The organism is Alkalihalophilus pseudofirmus (assembly GCF_029094545.1).
Taxonomy (GTDB): Bacteria; Bacillota; Bacilli; order Bacillales; family Bacillaceae_D; genus Alkalihalophilus; species Alkalihalophilus pseudofirmus.
Genome location: NZ_CP117835.1, coordinates 2,284,463 through 2,309,716, shown reverse-complemented (window position 1 = coordinate 2,309,716; position 25,254 = coordinate 2,284,463). Strand labels below are relative to the sequence as shown.

Below are 25,254 nucleotides of genomic sequence, written 5' to 3'. Positions count from 1 at the left end.
GGTTTTTTATCCTTATTCAACTAGATCCACATTATGGTGGACATGCTGTACATCTTCTAAATCTTCTAATGTGTCAATAATCTTTTCAAATTGAACTAGATCATCACCAGTCAGTTCAACTTCACTTTGCGCAAGCATCGTAATCTCAGTGACAGTAAAGTCTTCAACTCCTGCTTGTTTGAAGGCTTCAAGTACAGCGTGGAATTGATCAGGTGCTGCATATGTAATGACTGACTCGTCTTCTTCAATGATATCACGCACATCTACATCTGCTTCCATTAATAGTTCAAGAGCTTCATCAGCCGTTTTACCTTCTAACCCAATAACAGCTGTCTCATCAAACATATACGCAACCGAGCCGCTTACACCCATATTTCCGCTGTTTTTGCTGAAAGCTGCACGAACTTCAGCTACGGTGCGGTTTACATTATTTGTCAGGGCGTCAACGATAATCATCGAGCCGCTCGGGCCGAAGCCTTCATAACGAAGCTCATCAAAGTTTTCTTCTGTTCCGCCTTTTGCTTTTTCGATCGCGCGTTCAATAATATGTTTTGGAACATTGTACGTTTTAGCACGCTCAAGAACAAATTTCAATGCCTGATTTAATTCCGGGTCAGGCTCGCCTTGTCTAGCTACCACATAAATTTCACGGCCGAATTTTGCATAGATTCGGCTCGTATTTTTATCTTTTGCCGCTTTTTTCTCTTTAATATTGTTCCATTTACGACCCATCGTGAACACTCACTTTCCGAAATAAGTTTCTTCTTCTTAATACGTCCTCTATTATACATCATCCTTTTGTGAAGGAAACAAGGAATGCCTAATTTTAGGTGAAAGGATGTGAATGAAGAGGCAGGGCAACGCTAATAGTCTAGTGAACTATCAAACAATTGTATGGTTTTAAGCGTTTTATATGTAGGTTGCAGAGGGGATTGTGCCTATCTCTTGTCCTTTCGTGCTGGTTCCTTACTTAATTGCGTCACTCCCAACGTATTGCACCTATTCAAACATTCTATGTGTCAGTGTTACGCGGAATTGTCGCTATTCAGAGAGTTATTGCGCTGATTAGATTGAAATGAAAAAGAGGCCGGCCGCATGAATTGTGGCAGCCTCTATAATAAACCTATTTATTTGGTAACCTTATTAAGTACAAACTCTTCAACTACTTTAGCTACACCGTCATTCATATTCGTGTCTGTTACATAATCGGCAATCTCTTTAATGTCATCAGGGGCATTGCCCATTGCGACACCAAGGCCTGCAAACTCAATCATCGTCTGATCATTGTAGCTGTCGCCCATTGCGATAACCTCTTCTTGCTTAATTCCAAGCTTTGTGATCAAGCTGTGCAAGCTCGCTCCTTTTGTCACACCATCTTCTGTAAATTCAAGAAAATAAGGCTTTGAGCGCATCACGCTAAGCTGGCCGCGAAACTCTTCTTGAAGCTTCTTTTCTACCTCTACTAAACGATCGGGATGACCGACCATTAATGCTTTTACACAAGGTTCATCAACCGCATCAACAAAACGCTCGACTTCAATTACTGGCATTCCTGTAATTTCGCCTTCGATCATCGTATATTCGTTATTAGCTTCCGTAACAATGTCATTTTCCATATATGTGTGGATCCCGACATTTTCACGCTGGCTGACATGATACAACTCATGGAGCTGTTCGGGAGATAATGTGCTACTGTACATTTCTTCATTCGTTTTGGAGTTAATGATTTTAGCTCCGTTAAACGATAGAATAAAGCTTCCGTAATCAGCAAGTTTTAACTCGTTAGCAATAGGAACCATCCCGTATGTTGGTCTGCCTGAAGCAAGTACGACTTTTACGCCGTTTTTCTGTGCCTGCATTAATGCTTCTTTCGTACGGCTGGAGATCGTGTGGTTATCTCTAAGCAACGTATCATCTAAATCTAGGACAATCATTTTATACTCTTTATTTATATCAGTCATGATGAAAAATCCTTTCGTACTTTACTATTATGCTACTTTACTATTATGCTACTTTACTGTTGTGCTAGTTTACTATAACGGAATGTTGTCTATTCTTGCAAGGGCAGGACTTGGTAAAGCTAAGAGGAATTGAGAGGCTGCATCTCGAATCAGTAAGGGTACGGCATAATTTAACCAGCGGAGGATTAAGAATGAACATTAAGATTATACAAAGTGAGCAATATATAGAAGCTATTAATTTATCAGAATATGCCTTTCAATATAAAGTATCAAAGGAACGAATAGAGGAATTAAAGCAAAGGATGAACCATCATCATATTGTATATGGAATTAATGAGGAGGAAAAGCTGGCCTCAAAGCTTCATCTTCTTCCGCATCATATCTATTTGCAAGGTAACAAGTGGAAGATGGGAGGGGTAGCCGGGGTTGCAACATATCCTGAATATCGCAGAAGCGGCCATGTGAAGGCACTGCTGCATCACTCTCTTTGTGAGATGAGAGAAAAAGGCTTGACGATCTCGATGCTTCATCCTTTTTCAGTTCCGTTTTATCGAACATACGGGTGGGAGCTTTTCACAAACCGTCTAATGACCACCCTTAAAAAGAGTGACCTCAAAAGGATCGGCAATACTGCTGGGAGCATCAAACGATTCACCACAGAGGAAGAGCATCCCGACCTAACTGAAGTATACAATACCTATGCGAGCCAATTCTCAGGTATGCTGATCCGAGAGTCGTACTGGTGGAAAACGGTTGTAAAGGATATGAATATCGCTGTGTATTACGATAAAGCAACAAGTCCAAAAGGTTATCTTCTTTATACAGTGAAGGACTCAAAGATGGACGTTGAAGAATTTATAGCTCTTAATGCAGAAGCAAGAACGGGGTTATGGAATTATATATGCCAGCATGATTCGATGGTAGAGGAAGTGAGCCTCACTACTCATGAGAGAGAACCGCTCTTTTTTGCGTTAGATGAACCAAGAGTAAAAGCTGAAGTGAAGCCTTACTTTATGGTGAGGATTGTTGATGTGGAAGCATTTATCGCAAACTATGAGTGGGATCACACTAAGTTAGCAGAACCGCTTACTATCCATGTAACTGATTCATTTGCCGAGTGGAATAATCAATCATTTCTATTCAATAAAAAAGGCGTTAAATCACAAAAGCCGATTAAAGAGGGTGTCACGTTAACGGTTCAATCGCTGGCAGCACTTTGCTTTGGCTACAAGCGTCCGGCTGAGTTAAACGCATCCGGCCTGCTTGATGCAACAGACGAACAGCTAAATCAGCTAGAGCTACTCATCCCACAATCAACACCTTACTTTTATGATTTCTTTTAAAGCTTAGGAGCGCTACTAAGAACAATAAGCATATTATGACGAGGTCGAGACACAAAAATTATGTGGGGAGTAAAACATGACAAAGGCGCTGAAGTATTCCGCTCCTGAAATATACTTCGCTTTTCGCGGGGAGCTAGTGAGCTTCCTCGGGCTATTGCCCTCCGGGATCTCACTCCTGCTCTAGTCCCTGCAGAAGTCTACGTATATTTCATCCGCTGGATTATTCCTTTGTAGAGATATTTAGTGGAATGATGTAATTACGAGTCAGTTCAAAACAACATTGTTCTTATCTGCAACTTAGGATGTAATTTTGTTTTAAAGACTAGTATAAATGAGAGGTCCCACTTATCAATTTCCTCACTCCGTTGATTGGAGCGGAAGGTGCGAGACTCCTGCGGGATGTGCGTGGCCAGGGAAGACCCCACAGGAGCAAAGCGACGAGGAGGCTTCCGGACCGCCCGCGGAAAGCGAGTACCTGCAGCGTAAATCAATAACTACTATAGGAATATGATGTGTTTTTCTTCCCAGCTTTTCCTTTACTCATCTCTTTTACCCAAAGCTTATTATTCACGCTCATTATTCTCTTGAAGGGTTTTTATAAGTTCTTCAAAATTCTCATTGAATCTGTTTAATTCATAATCTAATTCATAATAATACGTGTCATTGCCTGTGTAGTTTGGTTGAGTGTCTCTAATTGCACTTGATATATTACATGAAGAAAATAATATCGTAATACTTAATAGAACGATTGCGCCTGTCACTGATAACCTTGTTTTTTTCTCCTCCAAGAAACGTCCCCCTAAGAATTTTTGTCTTCCACGCCTGTTTTAACATTAAATTACAATTGCGCTATGAAATATTAGAGATGCTTCAATCATAAAAATGGTCAAATTCATAGTCTTCATACGGATAAATCATCCGTGTATGTCTTTTGCTATTTCCGTACGTAACCTCTAATTTAATTTCTCTTATTTGCAGTCCGCTAATCTGAAGAGTCCATTGTTCTAAGCTTCCATTCTTATTCTTAGTAAGCGGCACCTTTGAAATCTCTCCGTCTTTATCGGTCACAATGGCCTGGGCTTTGGTTGCTTTGAAATAGTCTGGCTGATTAGCAGGTATAGAAAACGCTGCCTCGTAAGCTGAGAGGATATCATTATTTGTATGAGTATAAGAGCTAAACTCCATGGTTAACGGCTGCGGTCGGTAAAGGTCAGCAGGCACATAGTCAATATCAGAACTTCTGGTTATGGCTCCCTTTGACACAACTTGGTATTCATATTCTAGGTTAGGTAGGACATCAAAGCTTGCTTCATAAAAGAGCTCATCTGATTGGATTGCATCTACTGTGTGCCATTCAGACTCACCCACGGCTCTGCTTCTTAAAAAGACCGAGGACTCAGATTCATTTTCTGAAAAAGACCAGCTTATCGTAATCGTAACAGGAGGCCCATATGTTTCAGGGTAGGCTGCTGTATAGTCCGTGTATGACAGCCAATTAGTATCTTCGCTTAATGAGAAGAGTTCAGAATGCAGATAAGACAGTTCTGACTGAGTGTTTTGCAGCTCATTTTGAACATGGTACAGTGCCGCTTTGACTGAGGTTACGACATACATTTGATACAGGGAAAAGATGAGTAAGCAGGTGATAAGGAGGATGTTTACATAGAGAAGGCGTTTGAGCTTCATGGATTTAGTCCCCTTCACTTGAAGTAATGGTGTTTTCTTCCTTATTATATTCCGAAGAAGAGGATGGAGGCATGTCATTCACTCGACAAAAAACGCAAATAGCTGTCTATTTGCGTTTCTTTAAGTTATTCATTTCTTCGGTAACGACAAAGGCTAAATCATCATTGCCGAATAAAGAGAGTACTCCAAGCAAGGTCTGATCATCTACTTCACCTGCTTCTTCTTTAGGTACTGTTAATTCTAAGGCATGCTTAAGGGCTGGATTATCTCCTTGATTTGGGTAAGCACGCTTATAAAGGTCAGCAGGGTCTAGGTCGTGATTGACACACCACTGTGCAAAGACGAGGATCATCATGCTTTCTTCTTGTTGATATTGTCCAATAATCTTATCTTCTATCTCTTTTTTGTTCATCTTAATGACTCCTTTTTTAAAGCTATATGTTGCTAGTATAACGAACATAGCAGAAAAATCCTATAAAAGACTATGAAAACAGCAGCTTACATAGTAAAATGTAAGAATTTAGAAAGAGTAAATGTGTAAGGGGAGCAGATAGAACATGAGTGTAGACATCAAGGGATACGAAGAAAAGAATAAAGAACAGATTTTAAACTTAATTTTACCGATTCAGCAAGATGAATATGGAGTTGCCATTACCGCGGCTGACCAGCCAGATTTATTAGATATCTATAGCCATTACATCAAAGAAGGCGGGAATTTTTGGACAGCTGCTATTGAAGATGAAGTGGTAGGGACGGTCAGTTTTCTTAAAGTAGAAGACGGGGTGTTGGCCCTTAGAAAAATGTTTGTAAAAAAAGAGTATAGAGGATCTCGTTACAACATTGCAGCCAGGCTTTTAGAGTATGCACTTGAATGGGCAAAAGCGAACGAATTTGACGTAATCTATCTTGGAACCACAAACGAATTTAAGGCGGCACATCGGTTCTATGAGAAGAATCATTTTGAAGAGATCACAAAGTCAGATTTGCCCTCGTCATTCCCAATTGTGCATGTCGATCGAAAGTTTTATAGACGTAAAGTAAACTAGCCATGCGTTAATTGCACGGCTAGTTTTTTTGACGAAGCTCTTTGATCGAATAGAACGTTCCTCTCCATACAATCCCGCCCCGATAGGCAGTAAGAAAGGCGGCACGGGCAATACAGTAAATAAAAAGAAGAGCAGTAACGGGGAGGACAGGAAGAGACTTAAGGGCCCCTTTTGTCATCTTATGAACGGTCTGCATGTACACACTAGCAATCAACACGATACTAAGAATAGATAACATACGGACGAGTTCAGAGTTTGAAAATAAGGTAAATAATGGGAAAACATGGGTGATAAATACACCGCTTACTGCAAGAGCGACCATGGAATATCGATAATAGAGTCCTGCTAATGTGTTTTTCTCAAGGCCTACAAATGCCTCTTTTAAAGTCGCATACCATTCTACTTCGAGGTGATTGAGCGCCGTGACCATCCTCTGCTTATATCTTTTTTGTTTCAAAAGGACCCCAAGCATCAAATCATCGTCAGGCCGCTCTTTAATTGCTTGATGACCACCGATTGATTCGTAAGCCTTCTTTGAAACTAAATTAAAAGCACCAATCCCGATGGCGGATTTACTTGAATCAACATTGGCCATCCACGGTCTTTTAAAGAAGGAAAATCCAAATAAGAAAAACGAAATAAACGCCTTAGGCCAAAATCGTTTCACATTCATGTTCGGTGCAAGCGTGAGATGATCGATATCGTTTTTCTTCACGTAGTTCATCGCCTTTTCAATTGTATCAGGCTGATAGATAATATCTGCATCCGTAAATAAAAGATAGACTCCTTTTGCTTTTTTGTACCCCTGATACAGCGCATGATTTTTACCAAGCCAGCCTTGTGGAAGCTCCTCTATATGGATAGGGGTTATTCTCGCATCTGTTTTACGAATAGATTCAATATGCTCGCGGGTAAGGTCTGTAGAACGGTCATTCACGACGATCCATTCTAGTGCTGGGTAGCTTTGTTTTAGCTGTGAATAGAGACTAGCAGATATACCTGTTTCTTCATTTCTAGCAGCAATAATAATGGATATAAGGGGAGCGTCATCGAACATTTCCACACTTACATCTTCTAATCGATCAATCTTTCTCATTCCAATCGCTGCATCTATTAAAATGATCAGCCAAAAAAGGCAAGTAAATAGAAGAAGCCACATAATCATATAGTAATCACTCCTTACCTATGATCTTAGCCTTTTTTAGTTTCGATGAGAAGCGAGATGATTAAGCAACAAAAAAAGCGAGGGGAATCCCCTCGCTTTTAGCGGCCAATGAACATTTGTGTCCAATAGTGACCGTACGAACCTCCTTTTGCATAACCTACACCAATGTGTGTATAGTTTGAAGAAAGAATATTCTGACGGTGGCCTGTGCTGTTCATCCAAGCATTGAACACAGCCTGTGCAGAAGTTTGACCAGCAGCGATGTTTTCACCTGAAGCGCGGTATGTAATCCCGAAATTACGGATCATTTGATGCGGACTTCCGTATGTTGGTGATGTATGGCTGAAGTAGTTTTTATCACGCATATCCTCTGACTTGAATCTAGCAACACGTGATAATTCCCAGTTGCTTTGTAGTGGATTTAAGCCGTGTTTTGCACGTTCTTGGTTCACAAGACGAATCACTTCTTCTTCCATTGATACAAAGCTTGATGCGCTAGGGATTGTTAGGCGCTGGCCAGGATAGATCACATTAGGATTAGATACTTGCGGGTTTGCTTGGATGATTTCTGTTACGCCCACTTGATAGCGAACAGCAATTTTCCACATCGTATCTCCTTGTGAAACAGTGTGTGTGGTAGAAGCTTCGGCATCTGTTCCACCAAAACCAAAGACTAGGGCAACGGACAATAAAAAGAGTGAGGTAAATCGTTTGAAATGTCTCATAAATCTATAATAAAAAGGTTTACTATGTAAGTATAGCGGTAATTGCTGCCTCTAAAGATAAGTACTTGGCTAGTTTGCTAGGATTAGGAAAATGCTAGATCCCTTTAATTGATATTTTTGTGCAACAGATTAATAAACAAATTTTTTAGAGATTGCAATATCTTTTAAATGCCAAATATATTCGTTAAAGATTATCACTGAAAATTTGTCTTACATACAAAGACCTAAAATTTTTTTAAAGGTTATTAATAGTCACTAAATCTTCTTGCTTTCATAAACTATCGATATAGGTGGTTCTTTATTTGTAGGGTAAAAACCATTATATGTCGTTATATAAACTGGAGTGAGAGATGGATATTAAAAGGTTTAATAAAAGTGCGCGTTTCTTAGTCACTGGTGGTGCTGGTTTTATTGGAAGTAATATTGCAGAATTTCTTTTAAATAATGGTTTTGAAGTTAGGGTTTTAGATGATTATTCAAATGGAAGAATAGAGAATATAGACTACCTAAAATCAAAATTTGATATAGAATTTATTAATGGGACAATTGAGGATTTTAATGTGTGTTTGAAAGCAACAGAGAATATTGATTTTGTCTTACATCAGGCTGCTTGGGGGTCTGTACCAAGGTCAATAAAAATACCTTTAATATATGATCGAATTAATATACACGGTACATTAAATATGTTAGAGGCTTCAAAACGAAATAACATAAATAAGTTTGTCTATGCATCTTCCTCATCTGTTTACGGTGATGATATTAGATTGCCCAAAGTTGAAGGAAATGAAGGGAACCCTCTTTCTCCTTATGCAATCACAAAGAAAGTCAACGAACTTTATGCAAAGAACTATTTTGATTTGTTTGGTCTTCAGACAATTGGTTTAAGATATTTTAATGTCTTTGGTAAGAGGCAAGATCCACACTCAACATATGCAGCAGTCATCCCTATATTTATTAAATATTTACTAGAAAATAAAGCTCCTAAAATTAATGGAGATGGAACACAAACTAGAGATTTCACCTACATTGATAATGTCATAGAAGCAAATTTATTATCTTGTTTATCAACAGATACAGCTAATGGTGAAAGTTTTAATATTGCATATGGTACAAATATTTCTATAAATGAACTATATCTCTATGTGAGCTCTCTACTTGGCAAAGAAATTAAACCAATCTATGGTCCTTCAAGAGAAGGGGATATCTTACAATCAAAAGCTGATATATCAAAAGCACAGAAGATTTTAGGGTATAACCCTAAAGTAGATGTATATAAGGGCTTGAGGGAAACGATAGAATGGTATATTCAACATGTATAACTTCAAAACTATATACCCCCGTGAGTGAATTATCATTCATGGGGGATTTTTGTTGAATAAGCAGGAAAAACCTGTTTACTAGACGAATGTAAAAGTATAGTAGTAAGAATATTATGTTAATGAGAAAGGTGAACGTTGCATAAAGTAATAGCGATAAGGTAGTAAGTTAAGTAGAAATGAAAGCGTTTTAAAGGGGGATATGCATGGGTACAGCATCTTTTTTAAAAGAAGAGCATATGATTTTTCGTAAAGCGGTTCGGAGTTTCCTAGAAAAAGAGATCAAACCTCATTATGAAAAATGGGAGAAGGATGGACTCATTCCTAGGGATATTTGGTACAAGCTTGGTAAAGAAGGACTTTTATGTCCATGGCTTCCTGAAGAGTACGGCGGAATGGGAGCTGATTTTGGCTACTCCTTTGTCCTAATCGAAGAACTAGAACGCATTGGTTCAAGTCTAGTAGGAGTTCCATTGCATAATGATGTGGTTGTTCCTTATTTATGGCATTACGGTAATGAAGAGCAAAAGAAGCGCTGGCTGCCTAAGTGTGCTACAGGGGAGGCAGTGACAGCCGTTGCGATGACAGAACCAGGGACAGGTTCTGACCTTCAGGCAATTAAAACAACCGCAATATTAGATGGGGATTCCTATGTATTAAATGGCTCTAAAACGTTTATCTCAAATGGCCTCCACGGGGATCTATTTGTCGTCGTTTGTAAAACAGATCCAAAAGCAGAGCCAGCTAGAGCAGGAATCAGTCTTTTAGTCGTAGATGGAAATTCTGAAGGATTCATTAAAGGGAAAAAACTCGATAAGGTCGGACTCAGATCTCAAGACACACTTGAACTCACATTTGAAGATGTCCGTGTACCAAAGGAAAATCTATTAGGAGAGGCCGGGAAGGGTTTCTACTACTTAATGGAGCAGCTGCAACAGGAGAGGCTGATCGTAGCGATCGCAGCCGTTACAGCAGCTGAAGTGACGCTTGATTCTACTCTTACGTATGTAAAGGAAAGAAAAGCATTTGGAAAACCGGTCGGATCGTTTCAACATAATCAATTTACTTTAGTTGAACTAGCAACAAAAGGGGAAATTGGCCGTACCTTCCTTCACTCCTTAGTAGAGCGGCATATGAGAGGCGAGGATGTGGTTAAAGAAGTGTCTATGGCAAAGTGGTGGCTTACTGATCTTGCGAAAGAGACAGTCAGTACGTGTGTCCAGCTGCACGGAGGATATGGATACATGGAAGAGTATGAAGTAGCAAGGCGTTCTAGAGATATTCCTGTGTCAGCAATTTATGCAGGGACGAATGAAATTATGAAAACGATCATCGCGAAAAAAATGGGGTTATAGAGATGGTTCTGTCTAAACAAGGAATACTTGATTCAATAAAAATCATTGATTTCACAAATTATCTCCCTGGTCCTTTTGCCTCTTTACGGCTTGGAAACATGGGGGCACAAGTAATTAAAGTAGAACCTCCGCATGGTGATCCTGCCCGGCACCTGTCTACGATGCATGAAAGCGTGGGAGTTATTTATGCCGCAACGAACTGGAATAAACAATCGATTCACCTTAATTTAAAGGACCCCGCAAATCAAGAAAGAGCCCTGCAGCTCATTAAGAATGCGGATGTTGTAATTGAGTCATTCAGGCCTGGTGTGATGGAGAAATTCGGCCTTCATTTCGAACGGCTGAAAGAAATGAATCCTGGCTTAATATATTGTTCAATCTCTGGCTACGGGCAGCATACAGATCATCAAAGCGGGTTTGGCAGCCATGATATTAATTACATGGCAGAGAGCGGGATATTATCTTTGTTATCTGATGAAAATGAGAAGCCTGTTCATCCCCATATTCAATTTGCCGATTATATGGGCGGAATGTATGCTTCTGAGCAAATTCTTGCGGCCCTAGTCAGCCGCGGTGTGAATGGATACGGGCAATATGTAGATATCAGTCTTGTCGATGCCTTATTTTCAATGCTTGGTGCCCATGAGTTAATTTACCGGGAAACTGGACGTACTGACGGAGTAGATGAACTGAACGGTCAGTATGTATGTTATTCCATTTATGAGACGAAGGACGGGCGCTATATGGCAATAGGGGCGCTTGAGCAGAAATTTTGGAGTAACTTTTGTACAGCTGTTCACCAGCCGAACTGGAGACATAGAGGACAAGACCGGCGGGATGAGGTGCATTCAATTGCAAGTGAAGTCACTGCTCTGTTTAAAAGCAGGACGTTAGATGAATGGACGCAATTTGCTAAGAAAGTCGATTGCTGCTTGTCCCCAGTCCTGACCATAAACGAGGCGGTGTCTTCGCCGCTTATTCATGAACGAGGGCTGATTGAGATGCTTACAGAAGAGAGAGCAAGAATTCGCACATCACCAGCTAACCAACCTAACAAAAGAAAGGAACGATCAATATGAGAGAAGTAGTTATTGTAGAAGCAGTAAGAACTCCCCTAGGAAAAAGAAAAGGTGCCTTATCAAACCTCCGTGCAGATGAACTATTGGCGCTGCCTTTAAAAGAGCTTGTTGAGCGGACGAACATTGATCCGGCAGAAATTGAAGATGTAATTGCCGGCTGTGTGTCGCAAGTAGGAGAGCAGGCACCAGATATTGCACGGCTGGCAGCGCTTATTGCAGGCTATCCGATTGAAGTACCTGGTGTGACGATCGACCGTCAATGCGGCTCAAGCCAGCAAGCCGTTCATTTTGCTGCGCAAGCGATTGCTAGCGGTGATATGGATGTCGTCGTTGCAGCCGGAGTTGAGCATATGACGCGGGTTCCAATGTTTTCAAATGTTCAAGGAAGCTCTTACAGTAAAAAGCTAAGCGACAAATATGAACTCCTTCATCAGGGAGTATCATGTGAACGGATGGTCGAAAAATGGGAATTAACAAAAGAAGAATTGGATCAGTTCTCGTTAAACAGTCATAAAAAAGCAGTAAGTGCTTGGGAAGCTGGCCATTTCGACCGTGAAGTGATGCCGATTCAGTATACGGCAGAAGACGGATCAGTTATTGAGCTGACAAAAGATGAAGGCCCAAGAGCAGATACAACACTTGAAGCATTGCAATCTTTAAAAACAGTGTTCAAAGAAGAGGGCGGCACCATTACAGCGGGAAATGCAAGTCAAATGAGCGACGGGGCGGCAGCAATTCTACTCATGTCACGTGAAAAAGCAGAGGCTTTAGGTCTTAAACCACGCTGTAAAATTACAGCACGGAGCGTAGTCGGCTCTGATCCAACACTTATGCTGACCGGACCAATCCCAGCTACGCAAAAAGTATTAAAGAAAGCGGGCTTAACGATTGAGGACATGGACCTTTATGAAGTAAATGAAGCCTTCGCTCCCGTGCCGCTTATTTGGGCGAAGGAAGTAGGGGCGGACTTAAATAAACTAAACCCTAACGGTGGAGCGATAGCTCTTGGCCACCCGCTTGGAGCAAGCGGTGCTCGTGTGATGACGACTTTGCTCCATGAGCTTGAACGTACAGGAGGACGCTACGGCCTGCAAGCCATTTGTGAAGGTTTTGGAATGGCGAATGCGACGATTATTGAACGACTAGACTGATCTTTTCGATGGATTAACTCGATGAATTAACTTAGAGGAGGGGCATGAGAAAATGAGAGTAAAGAACAAAACGTTTCTAGTGTCAGGAGGCGCATCAGGCCTTGGCGAGGCGACAGTACGGATGATCGTTTTAAATGGAGGTCAAGCGGTGATTGCGGACCTAGATTCGACGAAAGGCGAAGACTTAGTAACTGAACTAGGAGAAGCAGTCACATTTGTCAAAACAGATGTGACAAACGATGAAGATGCAAAAAGTGCAGTCGCTCATGCTGTTTCCCATTTTCAAACGTTGCACGGTCTCATCAATTGCGCAGGCGTAGGAATCGCCAAAAAAGTGCTAGGTAAGAGAGGGCTTCACGGGGTCGAAACCTTCCAAAAGGTCATGCAGGTGAATTTAATCGGTACTTTTTCAATGATTCAACATGCAGCAGAGGTGATGAAAGAGAATGAGCCGAACCGTGAAGGAGAGCGAGGAGTCATTATTAATACAGCATCTGTTGCTGCTTTTGACGGACAAATTGGGCAAGCTGCCTATGCTGCCTCAAAAGGTGGAGTAGTCAGCATGACATTGCCTCTAGCTAGAGAGCTTAGCGCATTTGGCATCCGAGTGATGTCGGTAGCACCAGGAATATTTGAAACGCCGATGTTTGCTACGCTTCCAGAGGCCGCTAAGCAATCACTAGGTCAAATGACCCCATTCCCCAATAGACTCGGTCATCCGAAAGAGTATGCCGATCTCGTTCAGCATATTATTACAAACCCGATGTTAAATGGGGAAGTGATCAGGCTGGACGGGGCCATTCGAATGCAGATGAAATAATTACTAGGGTCTGTCACTGCACAATGGTTGTAATTTTCGCTGCAGGTACTCGCTTTCCGCGGGCGGACCGGGAGCTTCCGCAATAACTTTAGCGGATGAACGATACGTAGACTCCTGTGTGGACTAGAGCAGGGGTGAGATCCCACAGGGCTTTAGCCCGAGGAAGCTCACCAGCTCCACACGGAAATCGAAGTATCGATCAGGAGCGGCGAGCCTGCTATAACCCATGTTTGCGGTGCTTTAAATTTTGAATCTATCACTACATCACCACTTCACCTAATAATAACCCAGCGTAGTTTATTTCAGGAGCGGCAATCCCACATTGAACTCTTTTGGTATTAATTGTTCACTCACCAGCCCCCGTGAAAAATGCACTCTATTTGAGAAGAAGTACGCCTCCCACTAACACCTTCTCCCCTTAAATCAAAACCAATCGATCTGTCCAATCACTATTTTCATTAAATTGCTAAAAAGACTTATTTCCAAATGGATAAGAATGGTGTAAGATGAATAAAGTTTAGGTCTAATGTAATGTGAAAAATGTCTGTTATATGTTTATGAGTGTAGGTATATAAAAAAGGGTGATAAGGGGAGAGAGTGACGTTGAAGCTGTTATTTAAACAACGTAAAAAGCAATCTGAATTATTAGAAGAAATGGATACACTTACCTATGATGATGTAGTGCTAGATGTATCACCAGAAGTGGCACTCCAATTAAAAATGATTCATTTAACAAAAGAAGATTTAGTTCGAATTAGAGCAATCCAACCGCTTATTCATGAGCATATTGAAGAGATTGTCGATCAGTTCTATAAAAATCTATATCAAAATCCTTCACTTACATCGATTATTGAAGATCACAGCTCTGTAGACCGGCTAAAGAAAACATTGAAGAGACATATTGAGGAAATGTTTGCTGGGAAAATGGATGCCGCTTACATAGAGCAGAGAAATCGGATTGCTCATGCGCATGTAGTAATTGGTCTTGAGCCGAAGTGGTATATGTGTGCATTTCAAGATTTGTATACATCGATTGCAGTAATGATCAAAGAGCATGCGGTGGATACTTCTGAATGTCTGGATGCAATGCTCTCTGTATCCAAAATTTTAAATATTGAGCAGCAGCTCGTACTTGAGGCTTATGAAAATGAAAATGAGCGTAACCGCCAGAAAGATCTTGAAGAACGCCACGAGCTTCAGTTGAAAGTGAATACGACTGCTGAAGAGCTTGCAGCGATCTCAGAGGAAACGAGTGCGTCGATTGACGAGTTGAAAGCAAAGTCAGAAGATGTGCATCGTTACAGCACGGAGGGGACAGCTGCCTCATCTCAAGTGGAGAGCCTATCGAAAGAAGGAAAGGATAAGCTTCAAGAACAGTATTTAAAAGTAAAAGAAGTCGATCAATACATGGAGAAAATTTCATCTGAAATGGAATTATTAAAAGACGTTTCAGAAAAAATTAATGATATTGTAGGGCTTGTCCAATCTATTGCTGATCAAACGAATTTACTTGCGTTAAATGCAGCGATTGAGGCAGCCCGTGCAGGAGAAATGGGTAAAGGCTTTTCTGTTGTAGCAAGTGAAGTCAGAAAGCTTGCTGAGCAGACGAAAGCGTCCGTAAGTGAAGTGTCTGGCTTAATCGTGTCTACAAAAGAACGGATAGGTTCTGTATCGTCCTATATGTCTACCATTGATGAACTTGTTAAAAATAGTGCCAATGGTTTATCTAGTACGAATGAATTTTTCGACCGTATTGTCACTCAAACAGAAACGACGAAAGAACAGAACCGGAATGTCGATCAAGAAATTAAGAAGATCGCTCATGTTATTGAAGAGATTAATGATGCAGCCTATCAGCTTGCAACAACTGCTAATGAATTGAATATGATTACGCATCATCTTGACTAACAGAAAGCACCTGAAGTGAAAAACTTCAGGTGTTTTTTTGTTCTTAATTAAATTTTAATATTTATCTTGTACATTATAATCAACTACTTAGAGAGGATGAAAATAATGAAAAAAGCAACTTTTCTAGCATCTGCCTTATTAGGTGCTTCCATATTTGTAGCAGGCTGCAGCGAGGAAACGCATACGGACCATGAGCCTGCTATGGAACAAGAGATGGATGAGAATATGAACGAAGAAATAGAACATGAGGGAATGGATCACGGTGATATGGATCATGATCAAATGGACAGTGACGACTCCAATGAAGATGCCCATCAAAGTCATAATAATCAAGGTGAAAAAACGGATGATGCAGAGGAACCACATTCATTTAACGAGGCTGCAACCGAACAGTTACTCGTATCAAACACAAAAAATATTACAAGGTTAAATGAAGATAATCCGATAACATTGTCTATTCATGTATCTCAGATGATCTGGCCTTCTACACATGAGGAAAATCAACCGGGCACCGTTATTTTAGCTCCAGTTAATAATTGGCAGTATTCTTTAGCTGCTTTAACTTTAGTACATCATCCAAATGACGGCCCTATTCTTTATTATGATGAGGAAATAAATGATGATGTATTAAATGAATTAAACCGTCTAAATCCAAAAGGTAATAATGAAGGAATTGAAGTGTTAGCTGTCGGGGAGCTTAGCGAGTCTGAACGAAGTAAATTAACTGCATTTGAAGTGAAAACGATTAACGAGAACAACCCAGCGGCGTTCGCACAAATGGTAGAAGAAGAGTTTTCAAAAACAATTGATACTGTAGAAGAGGCAGTCATCATTGGTTCGATGGAAGACACTGCAAAAGAATATACGCTCACTGCAGCGAATTGGATTTCTCATATGAATGAATCACTTTTGTATGTGAATAGTGATACGATTCCAGAAGAAACAAAAGAAGCCTTAGCACAAAGAGAAGGTTCGGCCCAAATATATGTGTTAGGACCAGAAGAAATGATTAATCAATCAGTTGTAAGCGCACTAGAAGAGTATGGTGATGTTGTACGTATAGAAGGTGAGAATGCGGTCAGTCAATCAATTGAAATGGCTTCTTTTAAAGACACGGAGACTGGTTTTGGGTGGGGGATCACAGAACCTGGACACGGCTTAGTGTTTGCTTCGACTGCCTCACCAGAGCTCGCCATTGCAGCGGCACCATTTGCCCATTTAGGCAAACATGCTCCAATGATCTGGCTCGATGAAGGAGAACTTACTCAAGATCTTTACAATTATTTGGCTCAAGTAAAGCCTGAATTTCAGGAAGATCCAACAGAAGGACCTTATAATCATGGATATCTGCTAGGTACCTTTGATACAATATCATTCAATACACAAGGAATACTAGATGAAAAATTAGAGATTGTCTCAGCTGATGGAGACGGTCATGGTCAACATTAAGCAAAAGGAGAAATAAAATGAAAAAATGGTTGTTACTAGGAGCGGGTTTCGTAAGTATCCTTGCGGGATGTCAAACTGCAGGAAGTGAAGTAGAAGAGTTTTCTCACCTCCATGGACTTGAGTATGCCCATCATGAAGATGCTTTTTATGTTGCTACTCACCACGGGTTAATTAAGCATGCAGATGGGGAGTGGATAGATGTAAATAAAGAAGCAGAGAAACATGATTTTATGGGTCTTGCTATTCTGGATGAGAATACAATGCTCTCAAGTGGTCACCCGAGTCACTCGTCAAATTTAGAAGATCCTCTTGGGGTGATGAAAAGTACCGATCAAGGAGAAACGTGGGAACCGATTGCTCTTTATCCAGAAGTGGATTTTCATCTTCTTCATGCAAATAAAGGAGACTCAAACCAAGTTTATGCTATAGATGCGTACAACTCTCACTTTTATCACTCGGAAGATGGTGGTTATTCATGGGAACAGGTTGAAACAGAAGGGTTGCCAGAGCCAATTGGTCATACGTACAGTTTAACGTCACATCCTCAGTTTCCTAGTCATGTACTTGCTGGTACTGAAGAGGGAGTGTATATGTCATTAGATAGCGGTCAGACCTGGGAAGAAATGGAGAGCAATTCTACAGCGACTGCACTTGAATCATTAAACGGAGATAACGAAGAATTAATGGCCTACTTTGTAGGTGAATTAGAAGGGTTATATTTCAGTAAAGATTTTGGACAAACATGGGAGTCCCTCGATTTCACTTTAGAAAATGATATGATTTCTTATATTAGTCAACATCCAGGCCAAGATAATGAAATCATTTTAGGTTCCATGCAAGAGGCGATCTATCATACAAGTGATTTTGGAGACACTTGGACGCAATTAGCGGAAAATGGAAAATTTCTTCCGTAGAACAATAAGCTGACCATTTAGAAGATATCTAAATGGTCAGTTGTTTTTATAGCATGATGATGATTGGAATGGGGATCTTCATTTGGAGCGAGACTTGGAGCTTCGATAAAATGAATACAGATAAAGCTTGCACAAATGAATAAGAAATACCAGATAGTCTTGAGAGATAAGGTCTTTTGGGTGTTGTTTTTTATTTCTTGAGCCAGTGCTAAATAAAGAATAAACAGGGTGCCGACTAAAAGCAGCAGCATGACTTGAGTGAGTGGCAAATGATGCTGCGTGGGCACCATTACGGCAAGCATAGTGCCCATCATACCTCCCATTAAACCTGAGATAAATCCGTCCACTACAGCAATAAGTGAGAATGGATAGCCAAATAAAACGCCTATTAAAGCGCCGATAAACATGCTGATGATGGTCGTCTCAAAAAAGGCATCTGAAAATAATATTCCAAGGACAACACCCGATGAAAGTCCTATCATCATTCCAATTGCCATAGCTGTGCACATTCCGAGCATATTTGATAAATGAGATTTATAAACAAAGACAATAAAACCAATGATGGCCAGTAAAATGACGAGGAGACATAGTAAATACCACTGCATGACGAATTCTCCCTTCTATTTCAAAATGTACATTTACGTACTATGTAAATACAATGAATAACCCTTTATTCAAAAGGTAGTTTGTACACTAGTATTAGTTTGTCTTAATAAATATGTCTAAAAACGAAAAGAAGAGATTGGTGAGAATAGATGAAGAAAATAATAATTATTGATGATGAGAGGGAAATGCAAAAGTTACTTGAACTCTGCATTCAATCAAGCAGCTATGATATTAGAACGTTATCAAGCGCCATTGAGGCAGAGTTTTATTTAAACAAGGAGGATGTCCACCTCATCTTATTAGATATTATGATGCCAGAGATGACGGGTTTTGAATTTTTGAAGCGCATAAATGAATTACAAAAAGAAATTCCGGTCATTTTAATTACCGCTATGGATGATACAGAAGCTGTTGTTAAGGGTCTTGAGCTTGGCGCTTATGACTTTATCACAAAACCGTTTGAGCCTAGAGAATTAAAGGCTAGAGTTCAATCAGTTATCAAGAGAACAGAACACTTATTTGAGAAAGATACAATTATTAGCAGGTTCGGAATTAATAGGAACCCATCTCAAAGAATTTTCACATATAATGAACAGGTCATCCCGTTTACAAATAAAGAATATCAATTATTCTCTAGGTTCTTTCAATATCCAGGAAGAGTATATACCAGAGATCAACTCCTAACACTTGAATGGGAAGAGGAAGAAGAACGCTTCAACCGAAATGTAGATGTCCATATCAAGCATATTCGAGACAAGTTAGTACAAGCTGGCATAGAAAGACCCTTAATTGAAACCGTGTGGGGTGTGGGGTATAAAATGCCATTAGAGGAGCTGGACTAGGTGAAGCTGGCTACAAAATTATTAATAGCTATTTTCTTCTCTATTGTTTTTGTCATCCTCGTAATGAGTCTATCTTTTTATCATTTTTCTAAGTCTTATTATAAACATCAACTTCAAGAAGACGTGGAAAACCGGCTGCTTTCTCATGCCGAAATATTAGGCGCGCACTCTGATGAGACAACCTTAGCGCATGTCATGATGATGGAGGCAGGGCAAGAAGAAAATACATTCATTATTTTTGATGAATCACTACAAGTCATCAACAGTTCGAGGTATTTTTCTGATGAGGTCTTAGCTAATTACCAATTATGGATATCAAAGAAGATTCATCAGAACATCAAAACTGAATTTATCGACACAATGGAAGAACATATCCCTCATGCTTGGTCTTACACTTCCTTTGCGACAATAGATGGAGAAAGAGGGTATTTATTTATTGATCAAGATACTGGAAGCTTCGAGAAGACGAGAAAACATATCTTCTTATTAACATTAGGCATAGGTTTCCTTGCCATGTGTTTAGCTGTCATCGTAAGTTTCTATTTATCAAAGCGGCTGACCAATCCTATTATGAAGGCTCAAGAACTAACTAGGGAGATTGCCTCGGGTCGATTAGATGTAGACGTACCTATATCGACTAGTAAAGATGAGGTCTCCATATTGCTTTCCGATATTTCAATTATGGCTAAAAGTTTAAAAGAGTATCGAGATGAAAGACAGCAATTTTTAACGAATATCTCTCATGATCTTAGAACCCCCTTAACTTACATAAAGGGCTATTCCGCGTTATTAAAAGATCAGCAGCTTGAACCACCTGTAGTCAAAGAGCAATCCAACATTATTTATCAAGAAGCCTCCCGGATGGAGCATTTAGTTCAAGATCTCTTTCATTTAATGAAATATGAAGAGGGTTCATTCCATTTGGATGTTGAAAGAACGGATCTGAAAGGTTTTTTTGATCAAATACAAACAAAATTGAAGCTTGATATCCAATCAAAACAGCTAAATTTAAAGGCTCATGCACCTAATGATGATATGTATGTATTTATTGACAGAGGACAGTTTGAGAGGGCGGTAATGAATCTTGTATCTAATGCGATTCGTCATACTCAACCTGGGGGAGAAATTAATGTTACTCTAACTCGTGAAAATCAGAGGTGTATGATTGAAATACACGATAATGGCACAGGCATACCCGAAAAAGATCTTGATCGCATTTGGGAAAGGTTTTACCGAGTAGATTCTTCTCGTTCTACTAAACTTGGCGGCAGCGGTTTAGGTCTTGCCATTACGAAAGAGATCATTCATCTCCACAACGGGTCGATCTCCGTTTCTAGTAAAATGGGGGAGGGGACAACGTTTATAATCGAAATTCCTGCTGAATAGAACGCTTTTATGATATATTTCAATTATAGGAGTCTTTTATATAATTGGAGAGGGGCATATCATGAATACAATACATCCAACAACAATCCCAGCACTAAATAAAGAGCTAGGCGAGCAGGTTTCAGGTTATATTAACACTTTAACGAAACCGCCAGGAAGCTTAGGAAGATTAGAAGAATTAGCGATTCAGTTAGCCGAAATGAAAAATAATCCATTTCCTAAAGTATCCCCTGCGGGCGTTCTAGTGTTTGCGGCTGACCATGGAATAGCTGCTGAAGGGGTCTCTGCATTCCCGCAAGAAGTGACCGAGCAAATGGTCATGAACTTTCTTAATGGCGGAGCTGCGATTAATGTATTTTCAAGACAAATTGGTGCTGCATTGAAGGTTGTAGATATTGGTGTAGCAGGAGAGATCGATCATGACGCGTTAATTGTGGATAAGGTACGAAACGGCACTCGTAATTTCTTAGAAGAAGATGCGATGACATACGACGAAGCAGTTGAAGCCATTGCGGTCGGAAGAAGGCAGGCTGAAAAACTCATTGAAGAAGGCATTGAGAGCATCATTCTTGGAGAAATGGGAATTGCCAACACAACATCAAGCAGTGCGCTCCTAGCTGTATTGACTGGCAAGCCCGTTAAAGATTTAGTTGGATATGGGACGGGTATCACAAATGAACGCCTGCAGCATAAAATAGAGGTTATTAATCAGTCAATCGAGAACAGAAAAGCAAATGCAGCAGATCCGATTGATGTGTTGAGGAAGCTAGGAGGTCTTGAGATTGCAGGCATGACAGGAGCCATGCTGTGTGCGGCTGAACGTCGCGTGCCGATTATTTTAGATGGATTTATTTCCACGGTCGCTGCACTGATTGCTGTCCGTATGGCACCAGTATGTGAAGATTACATGATTGTCGGGCATCAGTCGGTTGAGCCAGGACACTTAACAGCAGTGGAAGCCCTCGAAAAGAAACCGCTAGTTAATTTGGGATTAAGGCTTGGTGAAGGTTCTGGTGCTGCGGTAGCTTTTTCAATTATTGAATCTGCATGCAGAATGCTGAATGAGATGGCTACCTTTGAATCGGCTGGTATCTCAAAATAATTATTATAGGAAAATGATCTCACCATAAAAAATCCCGGTAGGCACAGCTAGTCGCTGTCCACCGGGATTTATTTTTGCAGTTATTCAGTACGTGTATTACCGCCATTATTCTGCCCATTTCCACGAACTAGAACTTTTAATCCTTGTCCCATATCAGAAGCTAGTACGTAATTTCGGTCAACGAATACGCCCCATACATCGCCTTGATCTGGTACATACTGACCAATTTGCTCTGGGTTAGCTGGGTCTGAAATATCTACCATGTACACGCCGCCAGCATAGTGGCTTAAGTAAAGCGTATTTCCTTGTACTTTAGGGTCATGAACAGTATTGGCAAATGTCGTACCATCTTCTACTTTTTCCGTTAAGTCCGTTTTGAACTCACTTAAAAGCTTTGGATTGGACTTATCCTTCACATCGAAAATACGAGTATAACCATAAGACTCTTCATAGCCCGCGCGTACAGGAACATACACTTCTCTTGTTTCAATTAAGACGTTGCCGCCACGAGCAAGTGCAGCGGAGTGAGCAGAACCTTGCTGCTCAGAAGAAAAGTCTGTGCGACCAAGGTATACAGGGTTTTCAGGGTCACGTACATCAAAAATGACTGTTCCTAAATCCCACATAGACACATATGCATATTGTGCATTATTGTCTGTAATGACTGAATGATTAAATACTGCTCTAGTTTTACCATCCGGAGCGTTCCAGTGGTATCCATTAAAGGAATCGTCTACTTCAGGAAGATCACGAGGGTCAAACTCCCACAACTTTTCAGGGTTTGCAGGATCAGTGACATCAATAATTTGGAAGTCTTTTTCTTCACCGTGGCTGTAGTAGTCAGCATATGGGTTTGAAGCAAAGACTAGGGCGCGATTTCCTTGAGTCGCTAAATAAAGCTCATGGGTACCTGCTGTATTATCATACACTTCATAGAAACCAAGTTTCTCGGGACTGTATGGATCGGTTACATCATAAAGCAAGAATCCTCCAGCAGTGTCGGCATTACGATTGCGCTGCTGAACACTTACAACCGCAAGATCTCCTTTGAATTCAGGTGTATTCACTGATTTTACAATGACTTTCTCCTGCCATGTACCAGGAACATCATCGTTGGCAAATGCAGCTACTTCAACAGGGTTTGAAGGATCTTTCATATCAAAAACACGAACCCCGCCGTTCGCTCCGCCAGCTGTATGTGTTCCTAAATAAGCGAATCCTTTATGTGCATACACATCAGCGGTGTTGTTTTGAGCATCTCCATTAATTTTCTCGATTTGTACAGATGCTGCTTCTTGTAAGCTTGACACTTTGCCTGTCCCTTCATTTTTCGCCTCACCAAGCGTGGCTAACTCTTCATTTGAGAAGACAATACGCTCACCCTTTTGAAGTCCAGACTCATCTAGTGCATCATGTGCAAGTACTGCAGGTACTGCAGCCGATAATACTAAAGCGCCTGCTAATGTAGATTTAAGAACAACATGTCTCATTTTTTTCAATCGAATAACCTCCAATAATTATTAGAATATTTCACCTTTTCACAATTCAATATACTAAAGCAGAAACCTTTATTAGTATACTAATTATTTCGGTTATTGAAATAATTAATGCTATTTTCCTAACGAGCAGTAGGTATGTAGTTGGATATTTTTTCTAGGAAGGTAGCTGCTGAATAAAAAAGAACTAGAATATTTCTATATGCGAAACATTCTCATTGCTTCTATTATTAAATAGGAGTAAAGTGGAGGAATGGAAAAAAGAGAGTAAGAGGGGAAACCTATGAATCATTTTTTGAAGCAACATTTATATGTTGTTTATTCTGTCATTTTACTTATGTATATAGCCAATACTTTTATAGGCAGTGAATCAATTCATTATGTAATCGGGATCCTTGCCATTCCGATGCTTCTCATATCCTTATTAGGAGCGAGTAAACTATTTCGTATTTTAGGCAGTATTTTTATTGCTGTCGGTACGGGGATGTATATCTATTCTGGACTGCCGCTCTATCAAGTCCCGCTGTATTTTACATCCACTATGCCGTTACTCGCCTTTTTCATCGTGTTACCTTGGATGAACAGCATCGTTCGTGCAGGACGTTTTGACCGTCGTATTAATGAATTAATGAAAGCAAATGTATCGGACTTGGGGAAGCTGTATGTCAGAAGCTCGTTTACGACGTACACTTTATGTTCGTTCATTAATTTATCCGCCTTATCGATTTCTCAAGAAGTTCTGCTAGAGAATATGGCTAAAATGAAGAAAAAAATCAAGGATTCTTTTATAAGTCAAACGACGCTGCGAGCGTTTGCCGTTGCACTCTGCTGGAGTCCGATGGAGATTATGGTGGCGATGACAGTGGATGCGACAGGTGTCAGCTATCTAGCTTATCTTCCTTGGCTCATTCTTTGTTCATTCATTGTGTTAATGGTGGATTGGTTATGGGGGTCCAGGCGATTCAAGTCGGTACCTTATGAAGCAGCTGTCTACCATCCCGAGCGAACGATTGAACCTGGCATCATTGCATGGAAAATCACAAAACTGGTTATTGCATTAACTGCCTTTTTGCTCATTGTGGTGACATTAGGGAATGCCTACAACTTAAACTTTATTTTATCTGTTACGCTTGTCATCTTGCCATTTAGTTTCTGCTGGGCTCTTGTGATGAACAGGATGCGGAGTTTTCTTGCGATTGGATGGGGGACGTGGAAATTTCGAACAAACCACATGCAGAATTTTGTTGTGTTGTTTTTATCACTTGCCTTTTTCTCCTCCAGCTTAAACGAAACACCTTTTCTAGGAATGATCCAGCAGCCGTTTTTAGCTGCCTCTGAAACACCTTTAGTCATTTTACTGCTTATTCAAGGTACATACTTATTGATGAGTATGATCGGTGTCCATCCGGTAGCGACAATTGGCATTTTAGCTGAGGTGATGCAGCCTTTATATTCAGTCATTAATCCAATGAGCGTTGGCATGGTATTAATTACAGGAGCGCTAGCAACAGCTACAGTTGGAGCTTACGGGATCACCGTCACGATGACCTCGATGAACACTGTCCAAAATCCTTATCGTATCACCTTGCGAAATATGCCGTTCGCTATTTTTTACGGCGGGGTCGGCACGTTAATCGGCTATTTGCTTTTATAAAGGAAAAAAAGGAGATGACCAGCGCATTGGCGGTCATCTCCTTCTACCTTACCCTAACAACTTACAATCTGGGGTCGTAACGATTATTATCTGCCACAGACACCTCATTTCATTCTTGTTAAAAACAATCTTGAAATTTCTGGTTACTGTACAATGCAATCACCTCATAAAAGGGATAATCGAAAAACATCCAATTTGTATAGCTAACATCATGTTAAAATGATGGGGTATGGTTAATGAGAGCACTGCT

Annotated in this window: 23 protein-coding genes; 14 read left to right on the top strand and 9 right to left on the bottom strand. The window is 40.4% G+C overall.

Features of this window, described 5'->3' with window-relative positions; all coding sequences use genetic code 11:
* Positions 1–12 precede the first annotated feature (12 nt).
* Entirely contained in the window at positions 13–732 is a 720-nt protein-coding gene (locus tag PQ478_RS12415) for a YebC/PmpR family DNA-binding transcriptional regulator (protein WP_289234461.1), read from the bottom strand.
* Between the two features lie 395 nt (positions 733–1,127).
* Complete coding sequence (locus PQ478_RS12410) at positions 1,128–1,961, bottom strand: Cof-type HAD-IIB family hydrolase (RefSeq protein ID WP_289234460.1); 834 nt, start codon at positions 1,959–1,961, stop codon at positions 1,128–1,130.
* A 191-nt stretch (positions 1,962–2,152) separates the two neighbouring features.
* Here PQ478_RS12410 and PQ478_RS12405 point away from each other — a divergent pair, with 191 nt between their 5' ends.
* On the top strand, positions 2,153–3,304 hold the full coding sequence (locus PQ478_RS12405; RefSeq protein ID WP_289234459.1) for a GNAT family N-acetyltransferase: 1,152 nt from the start codon (positions 2,153–2,155) through the stop codon (positions 3,302–3,304).
* 563 nt (positions 3,305–3,867) lie between these two features.
* On the opposite strand, the gene PQ478_RS12400 is transcribed toward PQ478_RS12405, so the two are convergent.
* The 3 genes from PQ478_RS12400 to yxiS form a co-directional block, all read right to left on the bottom strand.
* Positions 3,868–4,092: a hypothetical protein gene (locus tag PQ478_RS12400; protein WP_289234458.1), complete on the bottom strand. Its 225-nt coding sequence runs from the start codon at positions 4,090–4,092 to the stop codon at positions 3,868–3,870.
* Between the two features lie 82 nt (positions 4,093–4,174).
* A complete protein-coding gene (locus PQ478_RS12395; RefSeq protein ID WP_289234457.1) occupies positions 4,175–4,990 on the bottom strand; it encodes a hypothetical protein in 816 nt (271 codons plus the stop codon).
* A 106-nt stretch (positions 4,991–5,096) separates the two neighbouring features.
* Complete coding sequence (yxiS, locus tag PQ478_RS12390) at positions 5,097–5,402, bottom strand: protein YxiS (RefSeq protein WP_289234456.1); 306 nt, start codon at positions 5,400–5,402, stop codon at positions 5,097–5,099.
* Positions 5,403–5,547: 145 nt separating this feature from the next.
* Between yxiS and PQ478_RS12385 the strand changes: the two genes are divergently transcribed.
* On the top strand, positions 5,548–6,036 hold the full coding sequence (locus PQ478_RS12385) for a GNAT family N-acetyltransferase (protein ID WP_289234455.1): 489 nt from the start codon (positions 5,548–5,550) through the stop codon (positions 6,034–6,036).
* Positions 6,037–6,055: 19 nt separating this feature from the next.
* On the opposite strand, the gene PQ478_RS12380 is transcribed toward PQ478_RS12385, so the two are convergent.
* Both PQ478_RS12380 and safA read right to left on the bottom strand, forming a co-directional pair.
* Positions 6,056–7,201, bottom strand: a complete 1,146-nt coding sequence (locus PQ478_RS12380) for a glycosyltransferase family 2 protein (protein WP_289234454.1) — start codon at positions 7,199–7,201, stop codon at positions 6,056–6,058.
* Positions 7,202–7,299: 98 nt separating this feature from the next.
* Positions 7,300–7,926, bottom strand: a complete 627-nt coding sequence (gene safA, locus PQ478_RS12375) for a SafA/ExsA family spore coat assembly protein (protein WP_081457657.1) — start codon at positions 7,924–7,926, stop codon at positions 7,300–7,302.
* Between the two features lie 350 nt (positions 7,927–8,276).
* Between safA and PQ478_RS12370 the strand changes: the two genes are divergently transcribed.
* The 8 genes from PQ478_RS12370 (at position 8,277) to PQ478_RS12335 (ending at position 17,918) form a co-directional block, all read left to right on the top strand.
* Entirely contained in the window at positions 8,277–9,245 is a 969-nt protein-coding gene (locus tag PQ478_RS12370) for an SDR family oxidoreductase (RefSeq protein ID WP_289234453.1), read from the top strand.
* 203 nt (positions 9,246–9,448) lie between these two features.
* Positions 9,449–10,597 (top strand): acyl-CoA dehydrogenase family protein, encoded by a 1,149-nt coding sequence (locus PQ478_RS12365; RefSeq protein ID WP_289234452.1) that lies wholly within the window; start codon positions 9,449–9,451, stop codon positions 10,595–10,597.
* 2 nt (positions 10,598–10,599) lie between these two features.
* Positions 10,600–11,676, top strand: coding sequence for a CaiB/BaiF CoA transferase family protein (locus PQ478_RS12360; protein ID WP_289234451.1), 1,077 nt, complete (start codon positions 10,600–10,602; stop codon positions 11,674–11,676).
* Positions 11,673–12,827 carry a thiolase family protein gene (locus tag PQ478_RS12355; protein WP_289234450.1) on the top strand — a complete coding sequence of 385 codons (1,155 nt, stop codon included), beginning with the start codon at positions 11,673–11,675 and terminating at the stop codon, positions 12,825–12,827. Before PQ478_RS12360 ends, PQ478_RS12355 begins: the two co-directional genes overlap by 4 nt.
* Positions 12,828–12,879: 52 nt before the next feature.
* Positions 12,880–13,647, top strand: a complete 768-nt coding sequence (locus tag PQ478_RS12350; protein ID WP_289234449.1) for a 3-hydroxyacyl-CoA dehydrogenase — start codon at positions 12,880–12,882, stop codon at positions 13,645–13,647.
* 603 nt (positions 13,648–14,250) lie between these two features.
* The gene (locus PQ478_RS12345) at positions 14,251–15,555 is read left to right on the top strand and encodes a globin-coupled sensor protein (RefSeq protein WP_289234448.1); all 1,305 of its coding nucleotides are present in this window, start codon (positions 14,251–14,253) and stop codon (positions 15,553–15,555) included.
* 105 nt (positions 15,556–15,660) lie between these two features.
* Positions 15,661–17,004 carry a cell wall-binding repeat-containing protein gene (locus PQ478_RS12340; RefSeq protein ID WP_289234447.1) on the top strand — a complete coding sequence of 448 codons (1,344 nt, stop codon included), beginning with the start codon at positions 15,661–15,663 and terminating at the stop codon, positions 17,002–17,004.
* Between the two features lie 17 nt (positions 17,005–17,021).
* Positions 17,022–17,918 carry a F510_1955 family glycosylhydrolase gene (locus PQ478_RS12335; RefSeq protein ID WP_289234446.1) on the top strand — a complete coding sequence of 299 codons (897 nt, stop codon included), beginning with the start codon at positions 17,022–17,024 and terminating at the stop codon, positions 17,916–17,918.
* Between the two features lie 17 nt (positions 17,919–17,935).
* Here PQ478_RS12335 and PQ478_RS12330 read toward each other — a convergent pair whose 3' ends face one another.
* A complete protein-coding gene (locus PQ478_RS12330; RefSeq protein WP_075682867.1) occupies positions 17,936–18,523 on the bottom strand; it encodes a hypothetical protein in 588 nt (195 codons plus the stop codon).
* 150 nt (positions 18,524–18,673) lie between these two features.
* Between PQ478_RS12330 and PQ478_RS12325 the strand changes: the two genes are divergently transcribed.
* The 3 genes from PQ478_RS12325 (at position 18,674) to cobT (ending at position 21,854) form a co-directional block, all read left to right on the top strand.
* Complete coding sequence (locus PQ478_RS12325; RefSeq protein WP_289234445.1) at positions 18,674–19,366, top strand: response regulator transcription factor; 693 nt, start codon at positions 18,674–18,676, stop codon at positions 19,364–19,366.
* The gene (locus PQ478_RS12320; protein WP_289234444.1) at positions 19,367–20,752 is read left to right on the top strand and encodes a sensor histidine kinase; all 1,386 of its coding nucleotides are present in this window, start codon (positions 19,367–19,369) and stop codon (positions 20,750–20,752) included. It begins immediately after the preceding gene.
* Positions 20,753–20,813: 61 nt separating this feature from the next.
* On the top strand, positions 20,814–21,854 hold the full coding sequence (cobT, locus tag PQ478_RS12315) for a nicotinate-nucleotide--dimethylbenzimidazole phosphoribosyltransferase (protein WP_289234443.1): 1,041 nt from the start codon (positions 20,814–20,816) through the stop codon (positions 21,852–21,854).
* A gap of 80 nt (positions 21,855–21,934) precedes the next feature.
* Here cobT and PQ478_RS12310 read toward each other — a convergent pair whose 3' ends face one another.
* Entirely contained in the window at positions 21,935–23,344 is a 1,410-nt protein-coding gene (locus tag PQ478_RS12310) for an LVIVD repeat-containing protein (RefSeq protein WP_289236977.1), read from the bottom strand.
* A 289-nt stretch (positions 23,345–23,633) separates the two neighbouring features.
* On the opposite strand from PQ478_RS12310, the gene PQ478_RS12305 reads away from it, so the two are divergent.
* Positions 23,634–25,004 (top strand): hypothetical protein, encoded by a 1,371-nt coding sequence (locus PQ478_RS12305; RefSeq protein WP_289234442.1) that lies wholly within the window; start codon positions 23,634–23,636, stop codon positions 25,002–25,004.
* The last annotated feature ends 250 nt before the right edge of the window (positions 25,005–25,254 follow it).